This window comes from Janthinobacterium sp. GW822-FHT07H11 (assembly GCF_058798615.1).
This window is the reverse complement of record NZ_CM179507.1, coordinates 5,984,253-5,996,798: the sequence shown is the minus strand read 5'-3', so window position 1 is coordinate 5,996,798 and position 12,546 is coordinate 5,984,253. Positions and strand designations below refer to the sequence as shown.

General features: G+C 65.5%; 13 protein-coding genes. 8 read left to right on the top strand and 5 right to left on the bottom strand.

From position 1 onward, the window contains the following. Positions 1-105 precede the first annotated feature (105 nt). The 7 genes from hutU to AC3RCJ_RS26450 all read left to right on the top strand — a co-directional run bounded on the left by hutU (position 106) and on the right by AC3RCJ_RS26450 (position 8,920). Positions 106-1,809 carry a urocanate hydratase gene (gene hutU, locus AC3RCJ_RS26480; protein ID WP_492957233.1) on the top strand — a complete coding sequence of 568 codons (1,704 nt, stop codon included), beginning with the start codon at positions 106-108 and terminating at the stop codon, positions 1,807-1,809. A gap of 19 nt (positions 1,810-1,828) precedes the next feature. After that, positions 1,829-3,388 (top strand): histidine ammonia-lyase, encoded by a 1,560-nt coding sequence (hutH, locus tag AC3RCJ_RS26475; RefSeq protein ID WP_492957232.1) that lies wholly within the window; start codon positions 1,829-1,831, stop codon positions 3,386-3,388. 20 nt (positions 3,389-3,408) lie between these two features. Further along, the gene (gene hutG, locus AC3RCJ_RS26470; protein WP_492957231.1) at positions 3,409-4,212 is read left to right on the top strand and encodes an N-formylglutamate deformylase; all 804 of its coding nucleotides are present in this window, start codon (positions 3,409-3,411) and stop codon (positions 4,210-4,212) included. Then, on the top strand, positions 4,197-5,579 hold the full coding sequence (locus AC3RCJ_RS26465; protein ID WP_492957230.1) for a formimidoylglutamate deiminase: 1,383 nt from the start codon (positions 4,197-4,199) through the stop codon (positions 5,577-5,579). Before hutG ends, AC3RCJ_RS26465 begins: the two co-directional genes overlap by 16 nt. Continuing rightward, the gene (locus tag AC3RCJ_RS26460; protein WP_492957229.1) at positions 5,579-6,154 is read left to right on the top strand and encodes a HutD/Ves family protein; all 576 of its coding nucleotides are present in this window, start codon (positions 5,579-5,581) and stop codon (positions 6,152-6,154) included. The genes AC3RCJ_RS26465 and AC3RCJ_RS26460 overlap by 1 nt, the downstream gene beginning before the upstream one ends. Positions 6,155-6,166: 12 nt before the next feature. Next, on the top strand, positions 6,167-7,393 hold the full coding sequence (gene hutI / locus AC3RCJ_RS26455) for an imidazolonepropionase (RefSeq protein ID WP_492957228.1): 1,227 nt from the start codon (positions 6,167-6,169) through the stop codon (positions 7,391-7,393). 81 nt (positions 7,394-7,474) lie between these two features. Then, positions 7,475-8,920 (top strand): glycine betaine ABC transporter substrate-binding protein, encoded by a 1,446-nt coding sequence (locus AC3RCJ_RS26450; protein WP_492957292.1) that lies wholly within the window; start codon positions 7,475-7,477, stop codon positions 8,918-8,920. A 5-nt stretch (positions 8,921-8,925) separates the two neighbouring features. Here the strand turns inward: AC3RCJ_RS26450 and AC3RCJ_RS26445 are convergent, their stop codons facing one another. The 3 genes from AC3RCJ_RS26445 to AC3RCJ_RS26435 all read right to left on the bottom strand — a co-directional run bounded on the left by AC3RCJ_RS26445 (position 8,926) and on the right by AC3RCJ_RS26435 (position 11,125). Next, a complete protein-coding gene (locus tag AC3RCJ_RS26445) occupies positions 8,926-9,105 on the bottom strand; it encodes a hypothetical protein (protein ID WP_034746290.1) in 180 nt (59 codons plus the stop codon). A gap of 572 nt (positions 9,106-9,677) precedes the next feature. Beyond that, positions 9,678-10,184 carry a GNAT family N-acetyltransferase gene (locus tag AC3RCJ_RS26440; protein WP_492957227.1) on the bottom strand — a complete coding sequence of 169 codons (507 nt, stop codon included), beginning with the start codon at positions 10,182-10,184 and terminating at the stop codon, positions 9,678-9,680. Further along, positions 10,181-11,125, bottom strand: coding sequence for a DMT family transporter (locus AC3RCJ_RS26435; RefSeq protein ID WP_492957226.1), 945 nt, complete (start codon positions 11,123-11,125; stop codon positions 10,181-10,183). The genes AC3RCJ_RS26440 and AC3RCJ_RS26435 overlap by 4 nt, the downstream gene beginning before the upstream one ends. A gap of 163 nt (positions 11,126-11,288) precedes the next feature. On the opposite strand from AC3RCJ_RS26435, the gene AC3RCJ_RS26430 reads away from it, so the two are divergent. Beyond that, entirely contained in the window at positions 11,289-11,420 is a 132-nt protein-coding gene (locus AC3RCJ_RS26430) for a hypothetical protein (RefSeq protein ID WP_492957225.1), read from the top strand. 22 nt (positions 11,421-11,442) lie between these two features. Here the strand turns inward: AC3RCJ_RS26430 and AC3RCJ_RS26425 are convergent, their stop codons facing one another. Then, positions 11,443-11,892, bottom strand: coding sequence for an outer membrane lipoprotein (locus AC3RCJ_RS26425; RefSeq protein WP_492957224.1), 450 nt, complete (start codon positions 11,890-11,892; stop codon positions 11,443-11,445). A gap of 139 nt (positions 11,893-12,031) precedes the next feature. Then, positions 12,032-12,460: an Mpo1 family 2-hydroxy fatty acid dioxygenase gene (locus AC3RCJ_RS26420; RefSeq protein WP_492957223.1), complete on the bottom strand. Its 429-nt coding sequence runs from the start codon at positions 12,458-12,460 to the stop codon at positions 12,032-12,034. Positions 12,461-12,546 lie beyond the last annotated feature (86 nt).

Sequence of the window (12,546 nt, the reverse complement as noted above, 5' to 3'; positions counted from 1 at the left end):
CAGTTTGCGCTTGCAAAAACCTGTTGACTTGGTTGTATAGACAACCTATGCTGGGAGTACCAGAGCGGACCACGCATGTCCGCTCGCCCCCTACGAGGAGACAGCATGAACAGCACAATGGACACCGATCCACGCTTTGATGCCAGCCGTACCATCCGCGCCCCGCGCGGCACGGTCATGGCTTGCAAGAGTTGGCAGGCCGAGGCGGCCTACCGCATGTTGCAAAACAACCTGGACCCGGAAGTGGCGGAAAATCCGCAGCACCTGGTCGTCTACGGCGGCATTGGCCGCGCCGCGCGCAACTGGGCCTGCTTCGACCAGATCCTCGCCTCGCTGCGCGAACTGGAAGACGACCAGACCTTGCTGATCCAGTCCGGCAAGCCGGTGGGTGTGTTCCAGACCCACGCCGACGCCCCGCGCGTGCTGATCGCGAACTCCAACCTGGTGCCGAAATGGGCCAACTGGGAACACTTCAACGAACTCGATCGCCAGGGCCTGTTCATGTACGGCCAGATGACGGCCGGCAGCTGGATCTACATCGGCACGCAGGGCATCGTGCAGGGCACGTATGAAACCTTCGCCGAGGCGGGCCGCCAGCATTTCGGCGGCGACTGGGGCGGGCGCTGGATCCTGACGGCGGGCCTGGGCGGCATGGGCGGCGCGCAGCCGCTGGCCGCCACCATGGCCGGCGCCGTGTCGCTCAACATCGAATGCCAGCAAAGCAGCATCGACTTCCGCCTGCGCACGCGCTATCTGGACAAGCAGGCGGCCAGCCTGGACGAAGCTTTGACGCTGGTCAAATACCATACCGAGCGCAAGGAAGCCATTTCCATTGGCCTCCTGGGCAACGCAGCCGAAGTGTTGCCGGAACTGGTGCGCCGCGCCAAGGCGGGCGGCCTGGTGCCGGACCTGGTCACGGACCAGACGTCCGCACATGATTTGGTCAACGGCTATTTGCCGCGCGGCTGGAGCGTGTCGGACTGGAAGGCGGCGCAGCAGGACCCGCAGCGCCACGCGCGCCTGACGGTGGCTGCCGCCGATTCCTGCGCCGCCCACGTGCAGGCCATGCTCGATTTCCACGCCATGGGCGTGCACACCGTCGATTACGGCAACAACATCCGCCAGGTGGCGTTCGACCAGGGCGTGCAGAACGCCTTCGACTTCCCCGGCTTCGTGCCCGCCTACATCCGCCCCCAATTTTGCGAAGGGCGCGGGCCGTTCCGCTGGGTGGCCCTGTCGGGCGACCCGGAAGACATTTATAAGACGGATGCGAAGATCAAGCAGCTGTTCCCGCACCACAAGCAGGTGCACCACTGGCTGGACATGGCGCGCGAGCGCATCGCCTTCCAGGGCCTGCCGGCGCGCATCTGCTGGCTCGGGCTGGGCGAGCGCCACATCGCCGGCCTGGCCTTCAACGAGATGGTGCGCACGGGCGAGCTGAAGGCGCCCATCGTCATCGGCCGCGACCACCTGGACACGGGTTCCGTCGCCAGCCCGAACCGCGAGACGGAAAGCATGAAGGACGGCACGGACGCCGTCTCCGACTGGCCGCTGCTCAACGCCATGCTGAACACGGCCGGCGGCGCCACCTGGGTCTCGCTGCACCATGGCGGCGGCGTGGGCATGGGGTATTCTCAGCATGCGGGCATGGTCATCGTGGCCGACGGCTCGGAAGGCGCGGCGAAACGCCTGGCCAGGGTGCTGGTCAACGACAGCGGCTCGGGCGTCATGCGCCACGCCGATGCCGGCTACGAAACCGCGGCCGCCTGCGCCAAGCGCAACGGCTTGATTCTTCCCATGCTTCCTTGAGACTTAGACGCGAATGACTATGACACAGCACTCCAAAAGTTGGACCCTGAAACCGGGCGCGATGACCCTGGGCGACCTGCGCGCCGTCTGGGCCGCACCCGCGAAACTCATCCTCGCCGCCGAGGCCTATCCTGTCATCGAGGCGTCGGCCGCCGCCGTGCAGGCCATCGTCGCCAAGGGCGATGCGGCCTACGGCATCAACACGGGCTTCGGCCTGCTCGCCAAGACGCGCATCCCCGATGAAAAACTCGAGCAATTGCAGCGCAACCTGATCCTGTCGCATTCCGTCGGCACGGGAGAACTGCTGTCGGACGCCGTCGTGCGCCTGATCATGCTGATGAAGATCGGCAGCCTGGCGCGCGGCTATTCCGGCGTGCGCCCGCTGATCGTCGACACCCTGATCGCCCTGTACAACGCGGGCATCATGCCGGCCATTCCCGCCAAGGGTTCCGTCGGCGCCTCGGGCGACCTGGCGCCCCTGTCGCACATGACCCTGGCCATGCTGGGCGTGGGCGAGGTGCGCGTCAACGGCGAATTGATGGCGGCGCCCGAGGCGCTGGCGCAGGCGGGCATCGCGCCCGTCGTGCTGGCGGCAAAAGAGGGCCTGGCGCTGATCAACGGCACGCAGGTGTCGAACGCGCTGGCGCTGCACGGCCTGTTCATGGCCGAGCGCCTGCTGGAAGCGGCCATGGTCACGGGCGCGCTGTCGCTGGACGCGGCCAAGGGCAGCGATGCGCCGTTCGATGCGCGCGTGCACGCCGTGCGGGGGCAGCCGGGGCAAATCCTGGCCGCGCAGATGTACCGCCAGCTGGTGGCCAACAGCGCGATTCGCGCCTCGCACCTGGAAGGCGACGAGCGCGTGCAAGACCCGTACAGCCTGCGCTGCCAGCCGCAAGTCATGGGCGCCTGCCTCGATTTGATCGGCAATGTCGGCCGTACCCTGCTGATCGAAGCCAATGCCGTCACGGACAATCCGCTGATCTTCCAGGATGGCCCCAATGGCCAGGCGGAGATCGTCTCGGGCGGGAACTTCCATGCCGAGCCGGTGGCCTTTGCCGCCGACACGCTGGCGCTGGCGATTGCCGAAATCGGCGCGCTGGCCGAGCGCCGCATCGCGCTGCTGATCGACGCCACGCTGTCCGGCCTGCCGCCCTTCCTCGTGCGCGACCCGGGCGTCAATTCCGGCTTCATGATCGCCCACGTGACGGCCGCCGCGCTGGCGTCGGAAAACAAGTCGCTGGCGCACCCGGCCAGCGTCGACAGCCTGCCCACGTCCGCCAACCAGGAAGACCATGTGAGCATGGCCACGTTCGCCGGGCGCCGCCTGGACGACATGGCGCACAACACGGCCGTCATCGTCGGCATCGAGCTGCTGGCCGCCGCGCAGGGCATCGATTTCCACCGCCCGCTGAAGACCTCGCCGCACCTCGAGCATGTGCACCACCAGCTGCGCCAGAAGGTGCCGTTCTTCGACGCCGACCGCTTTTTCGCGCCCGATATCGAGGCGGCCAAGCAGATGGTGCTGCACGGTGAATTGAGCAGCACCTGCAAGAATTTGTTCGCCCCGCTGTACGCTTGAGCGGGCGCAAGGAGACAAGCATGGATTTCCGCTTCAACGAGGGCAGCATCCCGCTGCTCGTGTCGATGCCCCACGTGGGCACCGACATACCGGACGATATCGCCGCGCGCATGACGCCGCAAGCCTTGGTCAAGGCCGACACGGACTGGCATTTGCGCGAGCTGTATGGCTTTTTGCACGAGATGGACGCGTCCGTGCTGTCGGCGCGCTGGTCGCGCTATACCATCGACTTGAACCGCCCGCAGGAAGACACGAATCTGTATCCGGGCCAGGATACGACGGGCTTGCTGCCCAACGATACCTTCCACCGCGAGCCGCTGTACCTGGCCGGCAAGGAACCCGATGCGGCCGACGTACAGCGCCGGTTGCAGCGCTACTGGGCGCCGTATCATGCGCAGCTGCGCGCGGAGCTGGACCGCCTGCTGCGCGTTCACGGCACCGTGGTGCTGTGGGATGCCCATTCCATCGCCTCGCGCGTGCCGCGCTTCTTTGACGGCAAGCTGCCCGACCTGAACTTCGGCACGGCCGATGGCGCCAGCTGCGATAGCGGCCTGACGTCCGCCGTGGTCGATATCGCGCGCGCCCAGGAACAATTTACCGTGGCGCTGAACGGCCGCTTCAAGGGCGGCCACATCACGCGCCATTACGGCCAGCCGGACAAGCGCGTGCATGCGATCCAGCTCGAGATGTGCCAGTGCCTGTACATGAATGAACCGGGCATGGATGCAGCGGCGCCGTTCGGCTACCGGCCCGACCTGGCCGCCCGGGTGCAGCCGCTGCTGCGCCGGATGATGGAAGCTGCCGTGGCATGGGTGGCGCGTTGAGCGGCTGTTTGTTCGCGCGCCACGCGCTGCTGCCGCAAGGCTGGCGTCGCGACGTGCTGCTGGCGTGGGACGCGGCCGGCGACCTGACGCAGGTCAAGGAGGATGTCGCGCCGCCGGCGGGTGCGGAAGTGGCCGAATATGTCTTGCCCGGCATGGTCAACCTGCATTCGCACGCCTTCCAGCGGGCACTGGGCGGCATGACGGAAGTCGCTGGCGCTGGCGATGCGCCGGACAGCTTCTGGACCTGGCGCGAACTGATGTACCGCTTCGCGCGCCAGATCACGCCGGAACAGATGGAGGCAATCGCCGCGCAGCTGTTTGCCGAATGCCTGCGCCAAGGCTACACGGCCGTGTGCGAATTTCACTACCTGCAGCGCGATGCGGGCGGCGCCCTGTATGCGCGTCCCGCCGAGACGGCCGAACGGGTGCTGGCGGCGGCGCGCCTCAGCGGCATCGGCATGACCATGCTGCCGGTGCTGTACAGCCATGCGGGCTTCGGCGCACAGCCCCTCAAGCCCGAGCAGGCGCGCTTTCGCACGGACGCGGACGACGTGCTGCGCATCGTCGAGGCGCTGGCGCCGCTGCGCGGCGGGCAGGTGGAAGTGGGCTTTGCGCCGCACTCCCTGCGCGCGGCCAGTGTGACGCAGATCAAACAGGTGGCGCAAGCGCTGCCCGCGGGGCGCCCTATCCACATCCACATCGCCGAGCAGCAGGGCGAGGTGCGCCAGTGCCTCGATTACAGCGGCCGGCGCCCGGTGCAGTATCTGTACGACCAGGTCAGGGTCGATGCGCGCTGGTGCCTGGTGCACGCCACGCATCTGCAGCCCGACGAAGTGCTGGTGATGGCCGCCAGCGGCGCCGTGGCGGGCCTGTGTCCGACGACGGAGGCAAACCTGGGCGACGGCCTGTTCCCGCTGGCCGAATTCATCGCCGCCGGCGGGCGCTTCGGCATCGGCAGCGACAGCCATGTGTCGCAGTCGCCCGTGGAGGAATTGCGCTGGCTCGAATATGGCCAGCGCCTGCAGCGCCAGCAGCGCAATGTGGCCGCCGCGCCGGAGCAGCGCCATGTGGGCGACTACCTGTGGCAGGCGGCCCTGCGAGGGGGGGCGCAGGCGGCCGGGCGCAAGCTGGGCGCGCTGGCGCCGGGCTGCCGCGCCGACCTGCTGGTGCTCGACGATGGCCACGTCAACCTGTGCGGCGTCGCCATCGCCGACGTGCTGGGCAGTTTCATCTTCTGCGGCAACGACACGCTGGTGCGCGACGTGTTGTGCGGCGGCCGGTGGCAGGTGCGCGGCGGACGCCATGTGGCGCAGGACGCCATCGCCGCCGCCTACAAGCGCACGCTGGCGCAACTGAGGGCACTCTGATGGCGACCTTCATCGCGCATGAAACCCTGCGCGCCGCGCCGTGGAAAAACGGCGGCGGCAGCACGACGGAAATCGCCATTTCTCCGCCGGACGCCGGTTTCGACGATTTTGACTGGCGTATCAGCCTGGCGACGATCACGGCCAGCGGGCCGTTTTCCAGCTTTCCCGGCATCGACCGCAGCCTGATGCTGGTCGAGGGCGACAGCGTGCAGCTGACGCTCGACGGCACGCGCAAGGTGGTTTTGAGCGCAGCACATGCGATGCTGTGGTTTCCCGGCGAAGCGGTTGTCAACGCGCAGGTGAAAGGCAGCACCACGGATTTCAACGTGATGACGCGGCGCAGCTGCTGCCGCCACCAGCTGGAGAGAATCACGGCGCCGGCCAGGCTGGCGCGGCGCAGCGATGTCACCTTGCTGTTTGTCGCCGGCGCTGGCCCCGTGCTGGCGCGCGCAAGCGGCCAGCAGTTCGCGCTGGCCCGCTACGATGCGCTGCTGCTCGATGCCGACGATGGGCGCGAGTGGCAGCTGGAGGCGCTGCAGGCGACCGTGCTGTTCCGCGTCGACCTGTTCACTTAGAGAGGAAAACGGATGCACGACTGGGACCTGCTCATCCACAACGTCCATCTGGCCACCATGGAGCACGGCTATGGCGAGCTTCTTGACGCGGCCATCGCCGTCAAGGATGGCCGCATCGCCTGGTTCGGTCCCGGCGACGAATTGCCGGCCAGCGGCGCGGCCCTGATCGATGGCCAGGGTTGCTGGCTGACGCCCGGCCTGATCGACTGCCATACGCACATCGTCCATGCGGGCAACCGCAGCGACGAATTCGAGGCGCGCCTGAATGGCGCCAGCTATGAAGACATCAGCCGCGCCGGCGGCGGCATCATGTCCACCGTGCGCGCCACGCGCGCGGCCAGCGACGACGAATTGCTGCGGCAAAGCCTGCCCCGCGTGCTGGCGCTGCTGGCCGAGGGCGTGACCACGCTGGAGATCAAGTCCGGCTACGGCCTCGATGGGGACAGCGAGGCGAAGATGCTGCGCGTGGCGCGCAGGATAGGCGAACAACTGCCCGTATCCGTGCGCACCACCTTCCTGGGCGCGCATGCGCTGCCGCCCGAATACGCTGGCCAGGCCGATGCGTATATCGAGCTGCTGTGCGCGCAGATGCTGCCCCGGCTGGCCGGCGATGGCCTGGTTGACGCCGTCGATGCGTTCTGCGAGCGCATCGGCTTTACGCCGGCGCAAACGCAGTGCATGTTTGACGCGGCGCAAGCGCTGGGCCTGCCAGTCAAGCTGCATGCGGAGCAGCTGTCGGACCTGGGCGGCGCGGCGCTGGTGGCCCGTTACGGCGGCCTGTCGGCAGACCACCTGGAATTCTTGTCGGACGAGGGCATCGCCGCCATGGCGCGGCACGGCACGGTGGCCGTGCTGCTGCCGGGCGCGTATTACTTCCTGCGCGAGACGCAGCCACCGCCTGTCGCGGCATTGCGCGCGGCCGGCGTGCCGATGGCCGTGTCCACCGATTGCAACCCGGGCACCTCGCCCATGGCGTCATTGCTGCTGGCGATGAACATGGCCTGCACGCTGTGGCGGCTGACGCCGCAGGAAGCGCTGGCCGGTGCTACCTGCCACGCGGCGCGCGCGCTGGGCCTGCAGCATGAAACGGGCAGCCTGGCAGTGGGCAAGCGCGCCGATTTCGCCCTGTGGCGCATCGCGCGCCCGGCCGACCTGGCGTATGCGCTGGGCCTGAACCCGTGCGCGGGCGTGGTGCATGGCGGTGTGTGGCGCATGCCGGTGGTAAGCTTGGCGGATTGATCATCCGTCCCGGAGCGCCGCGTGCGTGCTGCTTATTTGCTGTTTTACCTGCTGTTGTCGCTGGTTTTCGCCGCCGCGCCCATGTCCTCCCTTGCCATGGATGGCGGCACCCTGAAGGTGGGCTCGAAGCGCTTCACGGAATCGTATATTCTCGGTGAAATCGTCAAGCAGAGCGCCGCGCCGTACGCCAGGACGGAACATCGCCAGGGACTGGGCAACACGGCCATCGTGCTGGCCGCGCTGCAGGCGGGCAGCATCGACGTGTATGCCGAATACATGGGCACCATCGCCAGCGAAATCCTCAAGCACGACAAACCGATTGATCTGGATCAGATGCGGCGCGAGCTGGCGGCGCTGGGCCTGGGCGTGGCCGTGCCGCTGGGCTTTAACAATAGCTATGCGCTGGCCATGCGCGGCGATGATGCTTCGATCACGCAGCTGGAACAGCTGGCGGGCCACCCCGCCTTGACATTCGGCCTGTCGCATGAATTCATCGGCAGGCTCGATGGCTGGCCGGGGCTGGCCGCCCGCTACGGCTTGCCGCAGCGCCCGCGCGGACTCGATCACGGCATCGCGTATGAGGCGCTGGCGCAGCGCCAGGTGGACGTGATCGACATCTATTCGACGGACGCGAAGATCCGCCAGTACGGCTTGCGTGTGCTGGCCGACACGCAGCGGTATTTCCCCCGCTATGACGCCATGCTGCTGTACCGGCTCGACCTGCCGCCGCGCTTTCCCGCCGCCTGGCGGGCGCTGCAAGGCCTGCAGGGGCGCATCGGCGAGAGCGACATGATCGCCATGAATGCGGCCGTGGAAATCGACGGCAGGGGTTTTTCCGAGGTGGCGCGGCAATGGCTGGCGTCCGGCACGCAGGCGGAGAAACCGGCCGCCGCGCGCAGCGGGTTGCTGGCTAAGATCATCGGCGACGACCTGTGGACCTTGACGCGCCAGCACGTCACCCTGGTCCTGCTGTCGCTGGCCGTCGCCTGCCTGGCCGGCATTCCGCTGGGCGTGCTGGCGGCGTTTTCGGCGCCGTTGCGGCAAACCGTGCTGGCCCTGGTCGGCGTGCTGCAGACGGTGCCGTCGCTGGCCTTGCTGGCGATATTGATCCCGCTGCTGGGCATGATAGGCACGGTGCCTGCCCTGGTGGCCCTATGCGTGTATGCCTTGCTGCCCATCGTGCGCAACACGTGCACGGGCATCTTGCAGGTGCCGGCCGGCTTGCGCATGGCGGCGCTGGCGCTGGGCCTGAGCCGGCGCGACCGCCTGCTGCACGTGGACTTGCCGCTGGCCCTGCCGGTGATGCTGGCTGGCATTAAAACGGCGGCCGTGATGAGCGTGGGCACGGCCACCATCGCCGCCTTCATCGGCGCGGGCGGCTACGGCGAACGCATCACCATCGGCCTGGCGCTGAACGACAACGACATGCTGCTGGCCGGCGCCATCCCCGCCGCCGTGCTGGCCCTGCTGACGCAAGGCCTGTTCGAGCTGGTGGAGCGCTGGGCCGTTGCCGGCCGGCAGCGCTGAAGCCCTCACAGCGAGTGCAGCTTGGAACGCACCGAGACGACGGCCTGGTGCAGGATGCGCTCGGCCTGGAAGTCGTTCTCGCGCTGTTCGGCGATGGCTTGCAAGTCGCGCGTGTAGCGTTCCAGCCGGGAACGCAGGTAGGCGCGGTAGATTTTCATGACCAGCGGTTTGGCAGAGACATTCATGATGTGGCTCCCAGGTGCGTATCGATTTGTTTATTTTGTGTGAGCGGAATGCCGCCACTTTGCGTCGTGTCAAACGCCACAAGGCAGACGAACAAGCGCGTTTGATATTTCACAATGCCACATGGACTGAAGATGCCACACTGAATCTTCCCTGAGGCATAAGCACACTGCTATGCGCAGGCCCTCATACCGCTAAGGAGATCGTCGCATGCTCATTTCCGCCCTTGTCGCCGGCTGCATCGCTTGCTTGTTAGTGTACCAAATCTATAAAAAATCGCAGGGTGGCGGCGCTGTTGCGCAACAACACATAGGCTTGCATGGCACGTTGATTGAACCACGGAAATAATCAAGTCTCCGATGGTTCGTGCCTGGCGGTCTTAAGGGAAATGTAAGGGCCGGTAAGCAAATGTAAAGGTCGGCGCCGCGGCAGGCCGCAGCGTTTATATTGATAACCGTTGATTGCATTCTCCCCCTCCCACTTGACAATGGGTTCACCCCGCGGTGCCGCTAGCCCGCGGGGATTTTTTTTGGAACTTGCACTGGCAGTTCCATCGTTACCGTCTCCCTTCCAATCAGGCCGCTTTCGGTGTTCCCGCCGACAATTGCGTCAGCGCATCGCCAGCGACCCTGCAGATGCGCCAGTCCGGCATCACGTCGGCGCCCATGCCCTTGTAGAAATTGATCGCGTTTTCATTCCAGTCCAGCACTGACCATTCGAAGCGGCCGCAATCGCGTTCGATGGCCAGCTGCGCCAGCGCCACCAGCATCTGCCTGCCATAGCCCTTGCCGCGCGCCGCCTGCTTCACGTACAGGTCTTCCAGGTACAGGCCCTTGCGGCACAGGAAGGTGGAAAAATTATGGAAGAACAGGGCGAACGTCACCACCTCGCCGTCTTCCTCGCCCACCAGCGCCTCGCACGCAGGGTGCTTGCCGAACAGGCTGTCGTGCAGCATGGATTCCCTGGCGATCATCATGTGTTCGAGTTTTTCAAACACGGCCAGTTCATGGATCATGCCGAAGATGGCGGCCACGTCGGATGCGGTCGCGGGACGGATGGCGAGGGAGGAAGAGGTGCTCATGTTGCCTTTGTTGATGGAGTGGTGGAAAGGGAAGCAATGGTACTCGTCTTGCGCGCCCCCGACGTCAGGGCCCAGGCCACGCTGGACAGGCACAGGACCATGCCCGCCCATTCGATGGGGGCGGGCCGGTAATGTTCGAACTGCACCGACAGCAGCACGGAAATGACGGGCGTGACCACGCCGATGTACACGGTCTTTTGCGTGCCGATGCGCGCGATTAAAGTGAAATACGCGCTGAAGGCGATCACCGAGCCGAAGATGGCTAGGTACAGCAATCCCATCCAGTAACTCGTGCGCGTGGGCAATTGCCAGGACTGGCCCGTGGCGATGGCCCAGGCGGCCACCATCAAGGTGCCCCACAGCATGGTCCAGGCCATGGTCAGCATCACGTTGCCGGACTGTTCACGCACTTTCATGACGAGGGCATTGCCGACGGTACTCGATATCGTCGCCACCAGGGCCAGCATGAAGCCGAGCAGGAAATGACCGGAGCCGCCCCCCAGGATGTCGTGCAGCGCCGCGCCGATGGACTGGTAAAACAGCAGCACGATGCCGCAGATGGCAACGAATGCCGCGCAGCAAGTGCTCCAGGTGATGCGCGTGCCGAAGGCGATGCGGTTAAGCAAGGGCGTCCAGAACACCATCAGCGCGAACAGCACGCTGACGAGGGCGGAGACCAGGTATTGCTCCGAGCTGTAGGTGCACACATAGCTGAGGGCAAACGAGGCCAGGCCTTGCAGCAGCATCCATTTTTGCGCGCGCCAGGGCAGGCGCAGGCGGTCGCCACGCAGCGCGCACCAGGCGAACAGGGTGGCGCAAGCGAGGCCGAAGCGGTAGACCACGGACACGGCGGGGGCGACATCGCCCAGCTGCAGGGTGATGGCCCAGAAGGTGGAGCCCCAGATCAGGCAGGCAATGATGAACAGGAGAGGAGAGGACATCGCGCAAGTATACGGTGTCCCGGTCGTGCTTGCCTAGCAAACAACGGAGATGCCGGCAGGCATTGAGCCATCGCAGTGCTTTTGGAAAACGTTAAATATTTGAAAATATTTACATTATTATCAAGTAAATATTTATGAATTGAAATATTGAAGGAGAGACGCCATGCGGGCCTCATTGCAGATCAAAGTCTGGAGCGTGCTTGTGTATGTTGTTGCGGCAACCTTGATTGCCATCGGGGCGCACGACGGCATGGCGCCGTCCGCGCTGCTGCTGGCGGCCGGCGCCTTCGGCTGATGCCTGGACGCCAGCCGGCAGATCAATGCGTGACGCGGGTCTTGCGGCCATCGGACAGCAGGCGCACGCGTTCGCCCGGACGGAACAGTTCGTCCGCGTCCTGCACGATGGCGCGCATGTCGCCGTTGTCCAGGCGCACGGTGATTTCCAGGCCGGGCCTGTTCGAGGCATTCGCTTCGATGCTCTTGCCGGCCATGCCGCCGGCCACCGCGCCGAGGATGCTGGCCGCGATGGCGCCCTTGCCGCCGCCGACTGCCGAGCCGGCCACGCCGCCCAGTGCCGCGCCAGCCAGCACGCCGGTGCCCGTTTCGCCCTTGTCGATGCTTACCTGGCGTACGGATTCAACCGTGCCCATGCGAACCGATTGTTCATTTTGCGCCTGGCGCGCATTGTAGACATTCGCCGAGTTCGGTTGTACGGCGCAGCCGGCCAGGGTGGCGAGCAATGCCACTGCAATAATTGGTGCTTTCATGTAGAACTCCCTTGGACAAAAAAGATAATGTGCCGATTACGTCGACCGGCAACGAGCATGACTTATCATAAGGACATTTACTAAAGATAACTAGTTGCGATTAGTAAAAATCTGTTACCGGGCGGAGCCGGCACGCCCGTCAATATGCCAGCCGCAGGCGCCGGTATAAAAATCCCAGCACGAACAGCGGCCCGATCAACAGGAAGCGCAGGTCGTCGAGAAACGACGGCTTCTTGCCTTCGATCTGGTGGCCGATGAACTGGCCGATCCAGGCCAGCACGAACACGCCCAGCGACACGGGCAGGATGGTCAGCGCGGGCATGGCCAGCAGCAGGCCCAGCATGATGGCCAGCATCAGCAGCATGCCCGCCGCAAACGCTCGCGACAGCTTGTAATAGTAGTATAAGGCAACAATACTGCCGAGCAGCGCCACGCTGGCATGCACGCTCCACAGCAAGCCCAGCAGGCTGAAGACGATCAGCGGCACGCAGACGATGTGCACCCATTCATTGACGTGGTTGCGGTGGCTCTCGCCATATTGGGCCAGCAGGGTGTCGATGGTGCGCATGGGCGTCTCTTGTCGAGGGAATGTTGTGCGGGAATTCTACACCGTCGCGTGGCCGGGTAAAATGCTCCTTCGTCTTCCCTTCCGGA